General features: G+C 70.8%; 19 protein-coding genes and 1 tRNA gene. 6 read left to right on the top strand and 14 right to left on the bottom strand.

Annotated features, from left to right (window positions below):
* Nucleotides 1-10 precede the first annotated feature (10 nt).
* From tmk to GC092_RS04420, 7 genes are all read right to left on the bottom strand, one after another.
* Nucleotides 11-631: a dTMP kinase gene (gene tmk / locus GC092_RS04450; protein WP_324014217.1), complete on the bottom strand. Its 621-nt coding sequence runs from the start codon at nt 629-631 to the stop codon at nt 11-13.
* A gap of 2 nt (nt 632-633) precedes the next feature.
* The gene (gene topA / locus GC092_RS04445; protein ID WP_324014216.1) at nt 634-3,375 is read right to left on the bottom strand and encodes a type I DNA topoisomerase; all 2,742 of its coding nucleotides are present in this window, start codon (nt 3,373-3,375) and stop codon (nt 634-636) included.
* Between the two features lie 72 nt (nt 3,376-3,447).
* A complete protein-coding gene (locus GC092_RS04440) occupies nt 3,448-3,768 on the bottom strand; it encodes an Rv3654c family TadE-like protein (RefSeq protein WP_324014215.1) in 321 nt (106 codons plus the stop codon).
* Nucleotides 3,768-4,130 (bottom strand): TadE family type IV pilus minor pilin, encoded by a 363-nt coding sequence (locus GC092_RS04435; protein ID WP_324014214.1) that lies wholly within the window; start codon nt 4,128-4,130, stop codon nt 3,768-3,770. The genes GC092_RS04440 and GC092_RS04435 overlap by 1 nt, the downstream gene beginning before the upstream one ends.
* Complete coding sequence (locus tag GC092_RS04430; protein WP_271173890.1) at nt 4,130-4,318, bottom strand: DUF4244 domain-containing protein; 189 nt, start codon at nt 4,316-4,318, stop codon at nt 4,130-4,132. The genes GC092_RS04435 and GC092_RS04430 overlap by 1 nt, the downstream gene beginning before the upstream one ends.
* A 41-nt stretch (nt 4,319-4,359) precedes the next feature.
* Complete coding sequence (locus GC092_RS04425) at nt 4,360-5,304, bottom strand: type II secretion system F family protein (RefSeq protein WP_324014213.1); 945 nt, start codon at nt 5,302-5,304, stop codon at nt 4,360-4,362.
* The gene (locus GC092_RS04420; RefSeq protein WP_324014212.1) at nt 5,295-6,320 is read right to left on the bottom strand and encodes a TadA family conjugal transfer-associated ATPase; all 1,026 of its coding nucleotides are present in this window, start codon (nt 6,318-6,320) and stop codon (nt 5,295-5,297) included. The genes GC092_RS04425 and GC092_RS04420 overlap by 10 nt, the downstream gene beginning before the upstream one ends.
* Before the next feature lie 229 nt (nt 6,321-6,549).
* On the opposite strand from GC092_RS04420, the gene acs reads away from it, so the two are divergent.
* A complete protein-coding gene (acs, locus tag GC092_RS04415; RefSeq protein ID WP_324014211.1) occupies nt 6,550-8,517 on the top strand; it encodes an acetate--CoA ligase in 1,968 nt (655 codons plus the stop codon).
* Between the two features lie 51 nt (nt 8,518-8,568).
* Here the strand turns inward: acs and GC092_RS04410 are convergent, their stop codons facing one another.
* On the bottom strand, nt 8,569-9,036 hold the full coding sequence (locus GC092_RS04410) for a RidA family protein (protein ID WP_271173922.1): 468 nt from the start codon (nt 9,034-9,036) through the stop codon (nt 8,569-8,571).
* A complete protein-coding gene (locus tag GC092_RS04405; RefSeq protein WP_271173923.1) occupies nt 9,033-9,257 on the bottom strand; it encodes a Sp36 family protein in 225 nt (74 codons plus the stop codon). Before GC092_RS04405 ends, GC092_RS04410 begins: the two co-directional genes overlap by 4 nt.
* A 99-nt stretch (nt 9,258-9,356) precedes the next feature.
* Between GC092_RS04405 and GC092_RS04400 the strand changes: the two genes are divergently transcribed.
* The 3 genes from GC092_RS04400 (at nt 9,357) to GC092_RS04390 (ending at nt 13,269) form a co-directional block, all read left to right on the top strand.
* Complete coding sequence (locus GC092_RS04400) at nt 9,357-11,984, top strand: transglycosylase domain-containing protein (protein WP_282979704.1); 2,628 nt, start codon at nt 9,357-9,359, stop codon at nt 11,982-11,984.
* On the top strand, nt 11,984-12,901 hold the full coding sequence (locus GC092_RS04395; protein ID WP_271173925.1) for a metallophosphoesterase: 918 nt from the start codon (nt 11,984-11,986) through the stop codon (nt 12,899-12,901). Before GC092_RS04400 ends, GC092_RS04395 begins: the two co-directional genes overlap by 1 nt.
* Before the next feature lie 107 nt (nt 12,902-13,008).
* Entirely contained in the window at nt 13,009-13,269 is a 261-nt protein-coding gene (locus tag GC092_RS04390; RefSeq protein WP_324014210.1) for a hypothetical protein, read from the top strand.
* Between the two features lie 35 nt (nt 13,270-13,304).
* Here the strand turns inward: GC092_RS04390 and GC092_RS04385 are convergent, their stop codons facing one another.
* A complete protein-coding gene (locus GC092_RS04385; RefSeq protein ID WP_324014209.1) occupies nt 13,305-13,949 on the bottom strand; it encodes a Pr6Pr family membrane protein in 645 nt (214 codons plus the stop codon).
* A gap of 146 nt (nt 13,950-14,095) precedes the next feature.
* On the opposite strand from GC092_RS04385, the gene GC092_RS04380 reads away from it, so the two are divergent.
* Nucleotides 14,096-14,172: transfer RNA gene (locus tag GC092_RS04380), tRNA-Pro, on the top strand.
* Between the two features lie 68 nt (nt 14,173-14,240).
* Here GC092_RS04380 and GC092_RS04375 read toward each other — a convergent pair.
* Nucleotides 14,241-14,393, bottom strand: coding sequence for a hypothetical protein (locus tag GC092_RS04375; protein ID WP_271173927.1), 153 nt, complete (start codon nt 14,391-14,393; stop codon nt 14,241-14,243).
* A 156-nt stretch (nt 14,394-14,549) separates the two neighbouring features.
* On the opposite strand from GC092_RS04375, the gene GC092_RS04370 reads away from it, so the two are divergent.
* On the top strand, nt 14,550-15,317 hold the full coding sequence (locus GC092_RS04370; RefSeq protein ID WP_271173928.1) for an HAD-IIB family hydrolase: 768 nt from the start codon (nt 14,550-14,552) through the stop codon (nt 15,315-15,317).
* 62 nt (nt 15,318-15,379) lie between these two features.
* On the opposite strand, the gene galE is transcribed toward GC092_RS04370, so the two are convergent.
* The 3 genes from galE to GC092_RS04355 form a co-directional block, all read right to left on the bottom strand.
* On the bottom strand, nt 15,380-16,399 hold the full coding sequence (gene galE, locus GC092_RS04365; protein ID WP_271173929.1) for a UDP-glucose 4-epimerase GalE: 1,020 nt from the start codon (nt 16,397-16,399) through the stop codon (nt 15,380-15,382).
* Nucleotides 16,400-16,441: 42 nt separating this feature from the next.
* Nucleotides 16,442-17,104: a thymidine kinase gene (locus tag GC092_RS04360; RefSeq protein WP_324014208.1), complete on the bottom strand. Its 663-nt coding sequence runs from the start codon at nt 17,102-17,104 to the stop codon at nt 16,442-16,444.
* Nucleotides 17,105-17,284: 180 nt separating this feature from the next.
* Nucleotides 17,285-17,737, bottom strand: coding sequence for an NUDIX hydrolase (locus tag GC092_RS04355; protein WP_324014207.1), 453 nt, complete (start codon nt 17,735-17,737; stop codon nt 17,285-17,287).
* Between the last annotated feature and the right edge of the window lie 42 nt (nt 17,738-17,779).

Here is a 17,779-nt window from a genome sequence, read left to right as displayed (position 1 = left end):
GCGTGCGGGGTCAGAGCAGGGGCGCGACGCGCGCGCGGATGACCTCGGCGAGCGTCTCCGGCGAGAGGGCCGCGTCGACGACGAGAAACCGTTCGGGCTCGGCGGCGGCGAGCGCGAGGAAGGCCTCGCGCACGCGACGGTGGAAGTCCTCCTTCTCGGCCTCGAGCCGGTCGAACGGCTTGTCGTCGGCGTCGAGCCGTGCGCGCGCCGCGGCCGGGTCGAGATCGAGCAGCACGGTCACGTCGGGCAGCGCCCCCTCCGCGGCCCACAGCGACAGACCGCGCACCTCGTCCGCGTCGAGCACGCGACCGGCACCCTGATAGGCGACCGACGAGTCGAGGTAGCGGTCCTGGATGACGACCTCGCCGCGCTCGAGGGCGGGGCGGACGACCGCGCGCACATGGTGGGCGCGGTCGGCCGCGTAGAGGAGAGCCTCCGCGCGCGGCGCGATGTCGCCGCGGTGGTGCAGGACGATGTCGCGGATGAGCTGGCCCACGTCGCTGCCGCCCGGCTCGCGCGTGCGCACGACCGTGCGGCCCTCGGCCGCGAGCCAGTCCTCGAGCAGACGCGCCTGCGTCGTCTTGCCGACGCCGTCGCCGCCCTCGAACGTGATCCAGACCCCGCGCGCCACCGTCACTTCTTCTTCGCGGCCGGCTTGCGCGTCGTGGTCGTCTTGCGCGTCGTCGTGCGCTTCTTGACGGGCCCCTTGGCGCGCTTGTCGGCGAGCAGCTGCTTGGCGCGCTCGAAGTCGATCTCGTCGACCGTCTCGCCACGCGGGATCGTCGCGTTCGTCTCGCCGTCGGTCACGTACGGCCCGAAGCGGCCGTCGCGCACGCGGATCGGCTTGCCGCTCACGGGGTCGTTGTCGAACTCCTTGAGCGCGCTCGACGCCCGGCGCGCGCCGTACTTCGGCTGCTTGTAGAGCTCGAGCGCCTGCTCGAGCGTGATGTCGAAGATCTGGCTCTCGCTCTCGAGCGAGCGCGAGTCGGAGCCCTTCTTCAGGTAGGGGCCGAAGCGGCCGTTCTGCGCGGTGATCTGCTCGCCGCTCTCCGGGTCCTCGCCGACGACGCGCGGGAGCGACAGCAGGCGCAGCGCGGTGTCGAGGTCGACCGTCTCGGGCGTCATGCTCTTGAAGAGCGACGCCGTGCGCGGCTTCGGCGCAGCGGCCTTCTTGGCGCCGCGCTTCTTCGGCTCCTCGGCCACCTCGCCCGTCGTCTCGTCGACCTCATCGGCCGACGGCGGCTCCTGCTCCTGCACATACGGACCGTACCGGCCGTCCTTCACGACGACGATCTTGCCGTTCTCCGGGTTCTCGCCGAGCACCCGGTCGCTCACGACCGGAGCATCGATGAGCTCCTGCGCCTTCTCGGGCGTCAGCTCGTCGGGCGCGAGATCCTCCGGCACGTTCACGATGCGCGGCTTCTCGTCGGGCTTCGCCGGGTCGACGACCTCGAGGTACGGGCCGTACTTGCCGACCCGCAGCGTCGCCGTCTCGGTGATCGGCATGGAGTTGATGGCACGCGCGTCGATCTCGCCGAGGTTGTCGACGATGTTGCGGAGGCCGGGATGCCCCTCCCCGCCGAAGTAGAACGACTTCAGCCAGTCGACGCGGCGCTGCTCGCCGCGGGCGATGGCGTCGAGGTCGTCCTCGAGCTCGGCCGTGAAGTCGTAGTCGACGAGCTCGGAGAAGTGGTCTTCGAGCAGGCGGATCACGCTGAACGCGATCCAGGTCGGGACGAGCGCCTGACCGCGCTTGACGACGTACCCGCGGTCGAGGATGACGCCGATGATGCTCGCGAACGTCGAGGGCCGCCCGATGCCGCGCTCCTCGAGCGCCTTGACGAGACTCGCCTCGGTGTAGCGCGGCTTCGGGGTCGTCTCGTGCCCCTTCGCGGTCGCGTCGGAGAGCGCGAGCTCGTCGCCCTCCGCGACGCGCGGGAGCGACTGCTCCTTCGCCTCGTCGGCGTCGCCGCGCTTCTCGTCGCGCCCTTCCTCGTACGCCTCGAGGAAGCCCTTGAACGTGTAGACGGTGCCCGACGCCGTGAACTCGACCTTCCGGCCATCCGCCTCGGTCTCGAGCGTGACCGTCGTCGTCTCGAACTTCGCGTCGGACATCTGGCTCGCGATGGTGCGCTTCCAGATGAGGTCGTACATCCGCTGCTCGTCGCGGCCGAGCTGCCCCGCGACCTCCTTGGGGGTGCGGAAGCGGTCGCCCGACGGGCGGATCGCCTCGTGCGCCTCCTGCGCGTTCTTGCTCTTCGACGCGTACGACCGCGGCTTGAGCGGCACGGCGCTCTCGCCGTACAGCGCGACCGCCTGCTCGCGCGCGGCGCTGATCGCCTGCGCGCTGAGGTTGGTCGAGTCGGTGCGCATATAGGTGATGTATCCGCGCTCATACAGGCTCTGCGCGACCGACATCGTGACCTTCGCGGTCATGCCGAGCTTGCGGCCGGCCTCCTGCTGGAGGGTCGACGTCGTGAACGGCGCGGAGGGGCGCCGTGTGCCGGGCTTCGCCTCGACCTTCGTGACGCGCGCCGTTCCCGTCTCGTCGATCGCGGTCGAGAGCTGCCGTGCGCCCGCCTCGTCGAGCACGACGACCGCGCGCTTGAGCTGGCCCTTGTCGTCGAAGTCGCGGCCGACCGCGAGGGGCGCGCCGTCGACGCGCACGAGACGCACCGAGAAGCTCTCGGCGGCGCGCGCCGCGGTCGCCTCGATGCCCCAGTACGACGCCGACACGAACGCCATCCGCTCGCGCTCGCGGTCCACGACCATCCGCGTGGCGGCGGACTGCACGCGTCCTGCGCTGAGCGCGGCGCCGGAGCTGCCGCTGCCGATCTTGCGCCACAGGACCGGGGAGACGTCCCAGCCGTAGAGGCGGTCGAGGATGCGCCGGGTCTCCTGGGCGTCGACGAGGGCGAGATCGAGCTCGCGCGTCTTCTCGACGGCGGCCTGGATGGCGTCCTTGGTGATCTCGTGGAACACCATGCGCTTGACCGGGATCTTCGGCTTGAGCGTCTCGAGGAGATGCCACGCGATGGCCTCGCCCTCGCGGTCCTCATCGGTGGCGAGCAGGAGCTCGGAGGCGTCCTTGAGCGCGCGCTTGAGCTCGGAGACGGTCTTCGTCTTCCGATCGCTGACGACGTAGTACGGCTCGAAGCCGTGCTCGATGTCGATCGAGTACTTGCCGTAGGCCTCGCGGTCCTTCTCGGGGATGTCGCGCTTGTCGGCGAGGTCGCGGATGTGGCCGACGGAGCTGAGCACCTCGTAGCCGTCGCCGAGATAGCTCTGGATCGAGCGCATCTTCGTCGGGGACTCGACGATGACGAGCGTCTTGCCGGCAGCGGTCTTGCCTGATGCCGTCTTGCCTGATGCCAAGGGGCGTCCTTTCCTCGAAGCACACCATACACATCGCGCGCCGACCGGACGCTCACAGGGGAGCGCCTCGGCTCATGAGGGCGGCGGGCCCGCTCGGGCAGCGGCCGCCACCGGGAATCCGCCGTATCGGGACTGGACGGAGACGGTTGCGATGAGACCCTCCACGGTACAGGACGCCAGGGATGCCCGGCCTGCACCCGCCACCTGTCCCGCGAGCCCGCAGGGGTCGCCGACGACCGCGCCGCTCGCCGCATCGGCCGCGGCGAGCGCGGCCGCGTCGGCCACGCTCGCGATGCGCTGGCTCTCGGCCGCCGCCCCTCCCGCCGCGGCGAGCCCGACGACGAGCGCGCACGCTGCCGCGACCACGCCCGCGCCGATCGCGGTGCCCGACATCACCATCCTCCGGCGAGCGCGCAGCTCGACGCGGACAGCGGGACGGCGAGCGCTCCGATGCGGGCCTCGGCCTCGGCCGTCGCGCACACGAGGTCGCCGTGGTGCGCGATCGAGAGCGCGCCGCCGACCGCCGCGACGATGCCGGCGGCGCGCCCCTCCTCCTCTCCCCTCGCGATGAGCCGCGCCGCGTCGGCCGCGGCGTCCTGGAGCTGCACCTGGCGCGAGGCCGCACCGAGCCCGGCGATGCCGAGCGCGGCGACGAGCACGACGGCGGGCAGCGCGACGGCGAGCTCGGCCGTGACCGAGCCGCGCTCGCTGGCCCGCCACCGCCATCCGCGTCGCCGCCGCACCGCCCGTCGCATCACGGAACCGTGAGCGCGCGGCGCACGAGGTCGGTGAGGATCTGCTGCACCTCGCCCGACCGCATGATCATCACGAGCAGGCCGGCGAACGCGACGGCCGCCATGGTGACGATCGCGTACTCCGCCGTCGACGCTCCGGTCTCGTCGTCGAGCAGCTCGACGAGTCGGAGGGTGGGCTTCTCTGACATGTGCTCCTTCTTTCTCTGGATGGATTCCCGGGGTCGATGGCTCAGCCGCCGAGTGCGGGCAGAGGGGTCGCGCGGATGACGCTGAGCATCATCGGCGCGACACCGAGGCACAGGAACGCCGGCAGCGTGCAGACGCCGAGCGGCAGCAGCAGACGCGAACCGAGGCGCGCCGCGCGCATCCGGCCCTGCGTGCGCGCGTCGTGCCGGTCGTGCGCGGCGGCGGCGCGGAGCAGCTCGACCGCTGGCACCCCTGCCGAGCGCGACAGAGCGAGCACGGGCTCGATGCGATCGACAGCACGGGGGCCGCCCGCGGCCTCGTCGACGAGCCGCGTCGCGCGGTCGATCGACACGCCGCCCGCGAGACCGATGGCCATCAGCTCGGCGGTCATGCCCGGTGTCCCGGCCGGAGGCTGAGCCGCGCGGACGAGCCGACCGGTCCAGATGCGAGCCAGGAGGAGGAGGCCGAGCCCGCTCCCCAAGCAGACGAGGCCGATCGCGTCGCCCACGAGAACGGAGAGCGTGTCGAACCCGAGAGCCCCGCCGATGAGCAGGCCGAACAGCGGCAGCCAGGCCATGAGACGCGCGGTGCCGGCGGGCTCCGCGAGGGCGACCCGCACCTCGTCACCGCTCTCCTGCGCATCGCGGAGTGCGGCCGCCATCGCGCGGAGGCTCTCGGCGAGCGGCGCGCCCACCGCGATCGACACATGCCACGCGGCTGCGACGTCGCGCCAGGCGGCGGCGAGGCGGATGGCCGCCGGATCGCGCCGGCGCTCGACGGCCGCCGCCTCCGCCTCGATCGCCTCGACGAGGGGCATTCCGGCGGCCGAGCGCGCGACGATCCGCTCGGCGGCCGCGTCGCCCGACTCACCGAGGTGGCGCCATGCCGTCGTCGGCGACGCACCCGCCTGCAGCAGCACGGCCAGACGCAGGACGGTCTCCGCGACCGGGCCGGTCGGCTCGTCGCGGCGCCTTCTCCTCAGCACCACGGCTCGACCTCCTCGATCGCCAGCCGACCCCGTCCATCCGCGAATCGCCCGACGCGGGCCAGCCGACGCTGCCCGGCGCGGTCGCGCTCGAGGTGCAGCACGAAGCCGATCGCGCTCGTGACCTGGCGCGCGACGGCGTGGTCGTCCATTCCCGCAAGCGCGCCGAGGGCCTCGAGACGCGCCGGCACGTCGTCGAGACCCGACGCATGCAGGGTGCCCGCGCCGCCGTCGTGCCCCGTGTTGAGCGCCGTGAGGAGCTCGCGGACCTCCTCGCCGCGGCACTCCCCCACGACGATCCGATCGGGGCGCATCCGCAGCGATTCCCTCACGAGCCGGGCGAGGCCGATCGCACCGGCGCCCTCGAGGTTCGGCTGCCGCGCCTCGAGCGACACGTGATGCGGATGCGCGATGCGCAGCTCGGCGACGTCCTCGATCGTCACGATCCGCTCGTTGGGCGGGGTGTGCGAGAGCATGGCCGCGAGCAGCGTCGTCTTGCCGGTGCCCGCGGCTCCCGTCACGAGCACGTTCTCGCGCCGACGCACGATCTCGACCAGCCAGGCGCGGACGTCGTCGGCGAAGGCGCCGCCGCGGCACAGGTCGCCGAGGTCGGCGCGGGTCAGCCGGGGCACGCGGATCGACAGCGACGTTCCGCTCGAGCTCACCGGCGGCAGGACCGCGTGGATGCGCATGCCGCCCGGCAGGCGCACGTCGACGCACGGCGTCGCGTCGTCGATGTGGCGCCCGCCCCGCGCGATGAGCTCGGTCGCCAGGTCGCGCACCTCGCGCTCCGACGCCCGCCAGCTCGGATCGTGCCGCGGCCCCTCCCCGCGGTCGACGAAGAGCCCCGCGGTCCCGTTGACGAAGAGGTCGGTCACGGCGTCGTCGGCGAGGTACGGCGCGAGCGGCCCCAGGTCCGCCCGCGCCGCCAGGTCGTCCCGCCGCGCGGCCTGCGCGTCGTCATCTCCGGGCGCGCGGCGGGGGTTTCCACGCGGCTGGACGATGAAGGGGACGGCCATGCCTCGACGCTAGGGAGCCCGCGCCCTCGAGAACGGGCGCTCGCGCCATCCGTGGAGAACCATGACGAGACACGCCGCCTGGGCACACGGCGTCGGGTGGCCTGAGGCGCACCCCCGACTTTCGGAGGTACCCGACCCGTCCGGCGGCGGCGTAGGTTCGGATGGTCGGCTTCGTCAGCCGGCGCCGCGGCGTCGCGGCTTCAGGACCTGCACGCGAAGGAGCGATCGAATGTCCAGCCAGATCGACCACCTGCTCACCGAGACGCGCCGATTCGCGCCGTCGCCCGAGTTCGCCGCGAACGCCGTCGCGAAGGCCGACCTGTACGAGCGCGCCGCCGCGGATCGCGAGGGGTTCTGGGCCGAGCAGTCCCGCGAGCTGCTGCACTGGGAGAAGCCGTTCACCCAGGTGCTCGACTGGTCGACGCCGCCGTTCGCGAAGTGGTTCGCCGACGGCGAGCTGAACGTCGCGTACAACTGCCTCGACCGCCACGTCGAGGCGGGCAACGGCGACCGCGTGGCCCTGCTGTGGGAGGGCGAGCCGGGCGACTCCCGCACGGTCACCTACGCCGAGCTCACGGACGAGGTCAAGCGCCTCGCGAACGTGCTCACCGACCTCGGTGTCGGAGCGGGCGACCGCGTCGCGATCTACCTGCCGATGATCCCCGAGGCCATCGCCTCGATGCTCGCGGTCGCGCGGATCGGCGCCATCCACTCGGTCGTGTTCGGCGGGTTCAGCGCCGACAGCCTGCGCTCGCGCATCGACGACGCCGGCGCGAAGCTCGTCATCACAGCCGACGGCGGCTACCGCAAGGGCAAGGTGTCGCCGCTCAAGCCGGCCGTCGATCAGGCGCTCTCCGACCGCGGCGACGGCGCGCAGCTCACCGTCGAGCACGTTCTCGTCGTCAAGCGCGGTGAGAACGAGGTCGAGTGGACCGAGGGCCGCGACCTGTGGTGGCACGACGTCGTCCCGCAGGCGCCGGCCGAGCACACCGCGCAGGCCTTCCCGTCGGAGAACCCGCTGTACATCCTGTACACGTCGGGCACGACGGGGAAGCCGAAGGGCATCCTGCACACGTCGGGCGGCTACCTCACGCAGGCCGCGTTCACGCACCGGAACGTGTTCGACCTCCACCCCGAGTCCGACGTGTACTGGTGCACGGCCGACATCGGATGGGTCACCGGGCACACGTACGTCGCGTACGGACCGCTCGCGAACGGCGCGACGCAGGTCCTGTACGAGGGCACGCCCGAGTTCCCCGCGCCCGGCCGGTGGTGGGACATCGTCGAGAAGTACGGCGTGACCATCCTCTACACCGCCCCCACGGCCATCCGCGGATTCATGAAGCAGGGCAGGGTCATCCCGCAGCAGCGCGACCTGTCGAGCCTGCGCGTCCTCGGCTCGGTCGGCGAGCCGATCAACCCCGAGGCGTGGGTCTGGTACCGCGACGTCATCGGCGGCGGGAAGACCCCGATCGTCGACACGTGGTGGCAGACCGAGACGGGCGCGATCATGGTGTCCGCCCTCCCGGGCGTGACGGAGGCGAAGCCCGGCTCGGCTCAGGTGCCGCTCCCCGGCATCTCGATCGACGTCGTCGACGAGAAGGCCCAGCACGTCGGCAACGGCAACGGAGGCCTGCTCGTCATCACGGAGCCGTGGCCGAGCATGCTCCGCGGCATCTGGGGCGACCCCGAGCGCTACAAGGAGACCTACTGGGACAAGTTCGCCGAGCAGGGCTACTACTTCGCGGGGGATGGCGCGCGCCTCGACGAGGACGGCGACATCTGGCTGCTCGGCCGTGTCGACGACGTCATGAACGTCTCGGGGCACCGGCTCTCCACCGCGGAGATCGAGTCGGCCCTCGTCGCCCACGAGGCGACCGCAGAGGCCGCGGTCGTGGGCGCCTCGGACGAGACGACGGGTCAGGCGGTCGTCGCGTTCGTGATCCTGAAGGAGAGCTACCTCAAGGAGCACGGGCCGGATGGTCTCGCGCAGCAGCTGCGCGCATGGGTCGGCGAGCAGATCGGCCCGATCGCGCGTCCGCGCGACGTCTACATCGTCGGCGAGCTGCCGAAGACCCGTTCGGGCAAGATCATGCGCCGCCTGCTGCGCGATGTGGCCGAGGGACGCGAGGTCGGCGACACGACGACACTGGCCGACACCGCCGTGATGAGCGTGATCTCCGCCCAGGTGCGGTAGGACGACGACAGAGGCCGGGCCCCGCGGGGCCCGGCCTCTGTCGTCGTCCTGTCAGGCGAAGAGGAACGCCACCTCGACCTCGACGGGAGCGTCGAGCGGCAGCACCGAGACGCCCACCGCGGAGCGCGAGTGCCGTCCGGCCTCGCCGAAGATCTCGCCCAGCACCTCGCTCGCGCCGTTGATGACTCCGGGCTGGCCGGTGAAGGCCGGTGCCGATGCGACGAACCCGGTCACCTTGAGCACGCCCGTGATGCGGTCGAGTCCGCCGACCGCGTCCGCCGCGGCGGCGAGTGCGTTCAGGGCGCAGATGCGGGCGAGTGCCTTCGCGTCGTCGGCGGCGACGAGGCCCTCGCCATCGCCGACCTTGCCCGTGTGCGGGAGCGAGCCCGACACCATCGGCAGCTGACCCGACGTCTGAACAACATCGCCGTGCACCTTCGCGGGGATGTACGCGGCCACGGGTGCGACGACGCCTGGGAGCTCGATGCCGAGCTCTGCGAGCCGCGCGCTGACCGTCACTGGGCGCCGCCCTCGAACTGCTTCGCCGCCTCGGCCGCGGCGCCGAGGCCCGCGTTCGACGGCCCCGCCTCGGTCAGCGGCCGCTTCAGGTAGGCGACGAGGCCGCCCTCGGGGCCCTGCACGACCTGCACGAGCTCCCAGCCCTGCTTGCCCCAGTTGTTGAGGATAGCCGCCGTGTTGTGGATGAGCAGCGGCGTGGTGAGGTACTCCCACGTGGTCATGGAACTCCTGTCGTTCGAGCGTGTGCGGCGCTGGGAATGCGGTCCGAGGACCATGGCCGAAGGCGGGGATGTTCAGGGAACTCCCCTACGATCAAGCCTATGCCCGGAGCGAAAAGGACTGCGAGCGGTGTTCTCGGCGGTGTGCTCGGCCTCGTCGGCCTGAGCGCGATCGCCGGAGTGCTCGTCACCGCCACCGTCACCCCCGCGATCGCCGTCGCCGGCTCTGCCGCGTCGAGCGCGATCACGATGTTCGACAAGCTGCCCGCGTATCTCGAGGTGGATACGCCGATGCTGCCGACCACGATCTACGCGAAGGGTCTCGACGGCAAGGACTTCGTCCTGACGTCGTTCTATGACCAGAACCGCGTCCCCGTCTCGTACGACGAGGTCACGCAGACGATGTACGACGCGCTCCTCTCCAGTGAGGACCCGCGCTACTACGACCACGGCGGCATCGACCTCATCGGCACGACGCGCGCCCTGCTCAACAACTTCCAGGGCGGCGACACCCAGGGCGGCTCCTCGATCAGCCAGCAGTACGTCAAGAACGTGCTCATCCAGAAGTGCGAGCAGGAGGCGCCCTTCGGCTCGCAGGAGCAGCTCGACTGCTACAACGACGCGATCGAGGCCGAGGGCGTCGAGGGCTACGAGCGCAAGCTCCAGGAGATGCGCTACGCGATCTCGATCGAGCAGGAGTACTCGAAGGACGACATCCTCATCGGGTACCTCAACATCGCGAACTTCGGCGGTCAGACGTACGGCATCGAGGCCGCCGCGCAGTACTACTTCCACACGACGGCCGCGAAGCTCACGCTGAGCCAGGCCGCAACGCTCGCCGGCATGGTGCAGAACCCGAACCGGTACCGGTTCGACCTGCCGGATGGCTCTTACACCGATTCCGAGGGCGTCGCGCGCAACACCGCGGAGGATGGCTACGCGGCGACGAAGCAGCGACGCGACTACGTCCTCGGCCGCATGCTCGAAGACGGCAAGATCACCCAGGAGCAGCACGACGCTGCCGTCGAGGAGCCCATCGAGCCGCAGATCACCCCGCGTGAGACGGGCTGCGGCGCCGCAGGCGGCTCCGCGTACTTCTGCAAGTACGTGCAGCAGACGATCCTCACCGACCCGGCCTTCGGCGAGACCGATGAGGAGCGCTGGGAGACGCTGCGACGCGGCGGCCTCAATGTCTACACGACGCTCGACTTCAACATCCAGATGCCCGCCGAGGCCGCGATGAAGACCTATGCGGCAACGCACATCGACGGGATCGAGTTCGGTTCGACCGCCGTTACTGTCGAACCGAGCACTGGTCGAATCCTCGCGATGGCACAGAACACGAACTTCTCCGAGGACGAGACCGTCGTGACGACCCAACCGGGCTACTCCTCTCTCGTCTACGCCGCCGACAGCAAGCACGGGTCGTCGACCGGATTCGCAGTCGGATCGACGTACAAGCTCTTCACGCTCATCGATTGGCTCGAGAAGGGCCGTTCGATCAATGAGGTCCTCAACGGCAACAACCGCGTCTTCCAGTGGAAGTGCAACGGCGTCGAGCAATACAACTCGACGAAGATCGGCAACTTCGCCAACGGCAACGGCTATACGGGGACCGTGACGAACTTCACGCGCGACTCGCTCAACTCGGGCTTCCTCGCCATGGCAGAGCAGCTCGACGTGTGCGAGATCAACGCCGTCGGCGAGCGGTTCGGCGTCACCTGGGGCGACGGGACGCCACTCACGACTCCGAGCACGCCGGAGCACCCGACTGCACTGTACGACGTGCTCGGTTCGAAGAACATCGCGCCGCTCGACATGGCGTCGGCCTACGCAACGATCGCGAACAACGGCGTGCGCTGCGAGCCGCACGCGATCGACCGGATCACCGACATCGACGGCGAGGAGGTGCCGGTCCCCGAGACGGGATGCGAGCCGGTCGTCGAACCGAACATCGCGGCGACAGCCGCCGAGGCGCTCAAATCCGTCATGAACGGCGGCACCGGCGCGCGGGCGAACCCCGGTGACGGCACCCAACTCATCGGCAAGACCGGCACGCACGAGAACATCTCGACGATGATGATCGAGTCCTCAACCGCGGCGACGACGGCGGTGTGGGTCGGAAACACGATCGGCGCGACCGACCTCCGCACGATCAGCAGCAACGGCGTGCTCGGTAACGACGTGCGCTACTACCTCGCACGGGACATCCAGGCCGCGGCCAACGCGCACTACCCCGGCGGCGCGTTCCCCACGCCGGATCCGAACCTGACGCGTCGCGTGCTCGTCGATCTCCCGGACGTCACGGGCAAGTCGATCGACGAGGCCACGAGCATCCTCCGCGGTGCCGGCTTCGGTGTCACGGTCGGCGAGACCGTCCCGGGCGATCAGCCCGAGGGCACGATCCAGCGACAGGACCCGGGCGCGGGTCAGGCCGCGGGCGGCACCAACGTCACGATCTTCCCGAGCGATGGCAAGGCGTCGTCTGTTCCCGATGTGTCGGGCATGTCCGTGCAGGCCGCATTCGCGGCGATCACCGGCGCGGGCTTCGACAACGTCGAGCGCGGCAGCTGCTCCGAGAACTCCGACGCCGGCAGCGGCAAGGTGACCGGGACCGACCCCGAAGCAGGAACGGTCGCCGATCCGAACACCGTGATCCGCGTGAACTACGAGGCCAAGAGCTGCGGCGGCGGAGGCGACGACAAGAAGAACGACAAGGACGACGACTAGTGGCGTCGCGTCCTGGTGTCGCGGCCCTCGGCGCCCTCGCGGGCGCGGGGGCCGCGGCCGCCGTCTGGGGCATCGGCATCGAGCGGCACCTCTTCACCGTGCGCCACCACACCGTGCGCGTGCTCGAGCCGGGGGCGACTCCCCTGCGGGTCCTGCACGTCTCGGACGCCCACATGGCGCCGTGGCAGCGGGGCAAGCAGGAGTGGATGGCGAAGCTCGCATCGCTGCGCCCCGATCTCGTCGTCAACACCGGCGACAATCTCGGGCACCGCGAAGGCCTGGCCGGGATCCGCCGGGCGTTCGAGCCGTTCGCCGGCGTCCCCGGTGTCTTCGTGCACGGGTCCAACGACCTGTACGAGCCGTCTCCGCGCAACCCCCTGCGCTACGTCCTCGGGCCATCCGAGCGGGCCACGACCGCGCCGAAGCTCGACACCGCGGCCCTCGACGCGTTCTTCGCCGACGAGCTCGGCTGGACGAGCCTCAACAACGCGGCCGCCACTCTGGACGTGCGCGGCACGGCCGTGAAGCTGTTCGGCGTGAGCGACGCGCATCACGATCTCGATGACCTCGATGCGCTCCCCGCGCACGTCGCGGCCCTGCCATCCGCTCCGGTCTCGATCGGCGTGACGCACGCCCCGTACCGGCGCGTCCTCGACGCGTTCACGGAGCTCGGCGCCGACGTCCTCATCGCGGGTCACACGCACGGCGGCCAGGTGCGCGTGCCGTTCTACGGTGCCCTCGTCTCCAACTGCGACCTTCCGCCGAAGCAGGCGCGGGGGCTCTCGAGCTGGACGCACGACGGCCGGACCGTGCCGCTCAACGTGAGCGCGGGCCTCGGGCACTCGATCTACTCCCCCGTGCGCTTCGCGTGCCCGCCGGAGGTCTCGCTGCTCACGCTCGCGCCGCGCGCCCGCTGATCAGACGGCTCGACGTTTTCGCAGCCGAGGCACGGATGCAAAACCTTCCATCCTCACCGCAACGAGCGTCTGCGAGCAGCGTCCGGTGGCTGCTGTTCGCGGGGGCCGTGCTGCTCGGGCTGTCCCTGCTCACGGCAGGTCAGCCACCCGACCGCGGTGAAGAAGACGCGGTCATCCTGGTCCTGCTGATGTTCGCAGCTCCCGGCTTGCTCCTGGCGGGGCTCGCGATCGCTCGCGGCGCGCGCGGGCGCAACCCTGGTGAACTCGGCCGTGTCATTCTTCCCGTGCTGATTCCGTGCGGGCTCGCACTTGCCATCCTCGCCGTCGTCGCCGTAATCGGTCGCCTCCCGGCCGAGTTCGTCCCCTGACTTCGCTGCTCACGCTCGCGCCGCGCGCCCGCTGATCAGCCCGCGCGGCGCGCGCCTGAGTCGGTTCCGCGAGGGATCCGGCTTATCCCCCACACGAGCGCGCCCGCGGCTGTCAGCGCGATCAGCAGCCCGACGACGTGCGCCACGAGGGAGCCCGCGCCGCGCTCCGGCAGCAGGAACCCGTACGGAACCCATCCGTCGACCGCACCGCGCACGAGGACGACGGCGAGCCAGAGTACGGGGTACGGGAAGACGACCCACAGCTCGCGCCACGAGAGCCTCGGACGATCCGGCGCGACGAGCCAATCGACGAGGGCGAGAGCCGGGAAGACGATGTGGAGGGCGATGCGCACCCAGACGGGAGCGGACCCCGTACCTGGCACGAGCACGTTGTAGACGACGCCCACGATGATCAGGCACGTCGTCGCCACCGCGCGGGCCAGTGCCAGCCAGCGCGGAGCCGCGCTGCCACGAAGTCCGTATGCGCCCGTCGTGACGAAGACCCCTGCCGCGAGCAGGCTCGACAGATTCGTGAAGTACCCGAAGTAGTCGAACGGGTTGAATCCGTCACGTCCGAGCGCGAACGTGTAGCCGAGCACGACAATGACGGCGACGCCCGCCGCGATGCGGGCCAGGCTCAGCGCTCGCCCCGGACGTGGGATGGTGGCCGAGCGCTGCATGGCTCGACAGTACCCGGCGGCGTCTGGGTGAGACCGGGTGCGCGCCAGCCCCAGGCAGACCGGGGTGGCGCCGAAGCCGCGGCACTCCCGGGGACACGCCGGATTCGGCTCACCGCGTCGGATCGGGTAGAGTAGACGGGTTGCCACGGGGTGTGGCGCAGCTTGGTAGCGCGCGTCGTTCGGGACGACGAGGCCGCAGGTTCAAATCCTGTCACCCCGACCACACGAGAAGGGCCGGTTCCATCGGAACCGGCCCTTCTGCTGTCCCGGCCATCGGCCTCGGGTGGCGCGTCAGGCGCGCCGACCGCCCGGGCGCCGCGGCACCGCCGTGCGCCGGCGCGTGCGGCCGACGACGAAGGCGCTGATCAGCACGAGCAGACCCCCGGCGGCCGACGCGGCGAGCGCGACGATCGACGCGATGTGGGCCATCTCATCGGCACTCATGCCTCTCCCCTTCCGTCCGCGGATCCCTCCCCTGCTCATGAGACGCGCGAGCGGCCGTTTCATTACGCGGGTCGACCGGGACCATCCCTCCCCGCGTTCTCAGGGCGTGTCGCGTAGGCTTGTCCGGTTCGTGCCCCATCCGACATCCGGAGAGACATGCCTGCCACGCCCCGCCTCGTCGCCTTCGACCTCGACGACACCCTCGCTCCCTCGAAGTCGCCCATCGAGCCGCGGATCGGCGAGCTGCTCATCGCGCTCGCGGAGCGTGTCGAGGTCGCGATCATCTCGGGCGGGCAGATCCAGCAGTTCCGCATGCAGGTCGTCGACCGACTCCCCGAGGCTCCCGAGGCGCTCTCGCACATCCACCTCCTGCCGACGTGCGGCACCCAGTACTTCCGCCACACGGGCGACGACTTCTCGGCGGTGTACGCGCGCGAGCTCACCGACGACGAGAAGCGCCGCGCCCTCGCCGCGGTCGAGGAGGAGGCCAAGCGCCTCGGCTTCTGGGAGACGCAGACCTGGGGTCCGATCCTCGAGGACCGCGGCTCGCAGATCACGTTCTCCGCCCTCGGCCAGGAGGCGCCCGTCGACGCGAAGAAGGCGTGGGACCCGACGAGCGAGAAGAAGTCCGCGCTGCGCGACGCCGTCGCCGCGCGCGTGCCCGACCTCGAGGTGCGCTCGGGCGGCTCGACCTCCGTCGACATCACCCGCAAGGGCATCGACAAGGCCTACGGCATGCGCCAGCTCGCCGAGGAGACCGGCATCGACCTCGACGACATGCTCTTCTACGGCGACCGGCTCGACGCCGACGGCAACGACTACCCCGTCCTCGCGATGGGCGTCGCGTGCGTCTCGGTGACGGGCTGGGAGGACACCGTCGAGAAGCTCGAGGAGCTCATCCCGGCACTCCCCGTGCGCGTCTGAGCGCCCGCCATACGACGAAACGGCCTCCGGATCATCCGGAGGCCGTTTCGTCGTCTGGCGCGTCAGCTGGCGTAGCCGCGCGGGTTCTTCTGCTGCCAGTTCCAGACGCTCGACGTCATGTCGTCGATGCCGAAGCGCGCCTTCCATCCGAGCTCCGACTCGGCCTTCGCCGGGTCGCAGTACGTCGCGGCCATGTCGCCCGGGCGTCGCGGCGCGATCACCTTGGGCAGCTCGCGGCCGACGGCCTTCTCGAACGACGCGATGAGCTCGAGCACGCTCACGGGGCGGCCCGTGCCGAGGTTGTAGCTCGCGAGCCCGGGCTGCGCCTTCTCGAGCGCCGCGACGTGCCCCTCGGCGAGGTCGACGACGTGGATGTAGTCGCGCAGGCCCGTGCCATCCGGGGTGTCGTAGTCGTCGCCGAAGACGTTGATCTCGGGCAGCGAGCCGACGGCCACGCGTGCGACGAACGGCATGAGGTTGTTGGGGATGCCCTGCGGGTCCTCGCCGATGAGACCGGACTCGTGCGCGCCGACCGGGTTGAAGTAGCGCAGCAGCGTGACGTTGAGCTCGGGGTTCACCTTCTGCACGTCGGCGAGGATGACCTCGTTGATGAGCTTGCTCTTCGAGTACGGGTTCGAGAGCTCGACGAGGTCGCGCGTGCCCGTCTCGCGGAACGGCAGGTCGGCCGGGTTCGAGTAGACGGTCCCCGTGGAGGAGAAGACGAACGAGCGGATGCCGTTGGCGAGCCCCACGCGGAGCAGCGCGAACGTCGAGTCGAGGTTGTTCGCGTAGTACTCGAGCGGCTTCTGGGTCGACTCGCCGACCGCCTTGTGCGCGGCGAAGTGGATGATCGCCTCGAACGGCCCGTGCTCGGCGAACGCCGCCCCCACGACCTCGTCGTCGGCCGCGTCGCCCACGACGAGCGCCACGGGCGTCCCCGTGATCTGCTCGATGCGCGAGGCGACGACGTCGCTCGTGTTGTCGAGGTTGTCGAGCAGCACGACCTCGTGGCCGGCTTCGACGAGCGCCACCGCAGTGTGCGCACCGATGTATCCGGCTCCGCCGGCAAGGAGTACTCGCATGCCCTCAGGCTACGGCTCCGGCCATGTTGACGTCAACATGCATCACGCAGGTGTGAGCACGCCGCCCGACTCCTCGAGGTAGCAGACGCCGCACAGCGACTCATAGGTCACGAAGTGCTCGTCGCGCACGGCGGCGCCCTCGGCGTCGATGGCCACCTGGTCCCCGTCGAACACGAATCGCCCTGCGACCTTGCGGCCGTTGAAGAGCGCCTTCCGGCCGCAGCGGCAGATCGTCTTCAGCTCCTCCAGGGCGTGGGCGATCTCGAGGAGTCGCCGCGAGCCAGGGAACGCCTGGGTGCGGAAGTCGGTGCGGATGCCGTACGCCATCACCGGGATGTCCTCGAGCACCGCGATGCGGAACACCTGGTCGACCTGCGCGGGCGTGAGGAACTGCGCCTCGTCGATGAGCAGGCACGCGACGTCGCGCGGACGGTCTCCTGCGAACAGGGCGCGGGTCGCCTCGCGGCGGACGTGCTCGCGGTGACGCGCGAAGAGCTCGCCGGCATCGTCATCCGCATCGATGAGGAAGTCGACCGTGCGGGTGACGCCGAGGCGCGACTCGATCTGGTCGGCGCCCTTCGTGTCGATCGCGGGCTTGGCGAGGAGGACGGCCTGCCCGCGCTCCTCGTAGTTGTACGCGGCCTGCAGGAGGGCGGTGGACTTGCCCGAGTTCATCGCCCCGTAGCGGAAGTAGAGTTTGGCCACCGGACGAGTGTAGTCGGCGGGCGGTCAGAGCCCCGCGCGGCGGGCGGTCGGCGACCCGTTCGGCGCGCTGCCGCCCCGCGCGGCGGCCTCCCGCCATCCAGACCAGCGCCCGTCGCCGAGACCAGTGCAGGGAACGCCAGTCTCGACGACCGACGCTAGTCTCGCGAAGGAGGAGGGCGGTCAGAGCACGGCGAGGCGGGCGAACACGTGCTCGCGGTTGAGCGGCGCCTGCGAAGGATCGTCCACCGCCTCGACGGGGACGACCCACCGGAGCTCGTCGATCTCGGCCTGCACGACCGGCTCGACCGGAGTGCGGGTCGAGAACACGGTGGCGAGCAGCGCGTGATCGGCCTCGTTGGCCGCACGGGTCGCGAAGGTGCCCAGCAGGCGCAGGTCGGCGGGCGCGATCTCCAGCCCGAGCTCCTCGCGCACCTCGCGGATGGCCGTGTCGACCGCGCTCTCCCCCGCCTCGGGCTTCCCGCCCGGCAGCATGAACGCGCGCGTGCCGCGCTTGCGCACGGTCAGCACCGCGCCATCCGCACGCAGGAAGGCGATCGCGGCGACGGTGATCCGCGGGGCGGACGACGCCGTCGCCGCGGAGGGTCGGATGGCGGCTGCGGGGTTCACGGGCACGTCGAGCCATGTTAGCCGCAGCCGCCATCCGGCGGCCGTGCG

Origin of the sequence: Microbacterium sp. JZ37 (genome assembly GCF_035188445.1) — a bacterium.
Lineage (GTDB): Bacteria > Actinomycetota > Actinomycetes > Actinomycetales > Microbacteriaceae > Microbacterium > Microbacterium barkeri.
Note: the sequence above shows the minus strand (reverse complement) of the source record. Positions and strands in the feature narration are given on the sequence as shown.

Excerpts from the sequence above, each read along its gene's own strand:
- GC092_RS04370 (WP_271173928.1), top strand. The coding sequence starts at position 14,550 with ATGCCTGCCACGCCCCGCCTCGTCGCCTTCGACCTCGACGACACCCTC.
- GC092_RS04430 (WP_271173890.1), bottom strand. The coding sequence starts at position 4,318 with ATGTCAGAGAAGCCCACCCTCCGACTCGTCGAGCTGCTCGACGACGAG.
- GC092_RS04440 (WP_324014215.1), bottom strand. The coding sequence starts at position 3,768 with ATGTCGGGCACCGCGATCGGCGCGGGCGTGGTCGCGGCAGCGTGCGCG.
- GC092_RS04435 (WP_324014214.1), bottom strand. The coding sequence starts at position 4,130 with ATGCGACGGGCGGTGCGGCGGCGACGCGGATGGCGGTGGCGGGCCAGC.
- GC092_RS04405 (WP_271173923.1), bottom strand. The coding sequence starts at position 9,257 with ATGACCACGTGGGAGTACCTCACCACGCCGCTGCTCATCCACAACACG.
- acs (WP_324014211.1), top strand. The coding sequence starts at position 6,550 with ATGTCCAGCCAGATCGACCACCTGCTCACCGAGACGCGCCGATTCGCG.
- GC092_RS04375 (WP_271173927.1), bottom strand. The coding sequence starts at position 14,393 with ATGAGTGCCGATGAGATGGCCCACATCGCGTCGATCGTCGCGCTCGCC.
- GC092_RS04400 (WP_282979704.1), top strand. The coding sequence starts at position 9,357 with ATGCCCGGAGCGAAAAGGACTGCGAGCGGTGTTCTCGGCGGTGTGCTC.
- galE (WP_271173929.1), bottom strand. The coding sequence starts at position 16,399 with ATGCGAGTACTCCTTGCCGGCGGAGCCGGATACATCGGTGCGCACACT.
- GC092_RS04385 (WP_324014209.1), bottom strand. The coding sequence starts at position 13,949 with ATGCAGCGCTCGGCCACCATCCCACGTCCGGGGCGAGCGCTGAGCCTG.
- GC092_RS04420 (WP_324014212.1), bottom strand. The coding sequence starts at position 6,320 with ATGGCCGTCCCCTTCATCGTCCAGCCGCGTGGAAACCCCCGCCGCGCG.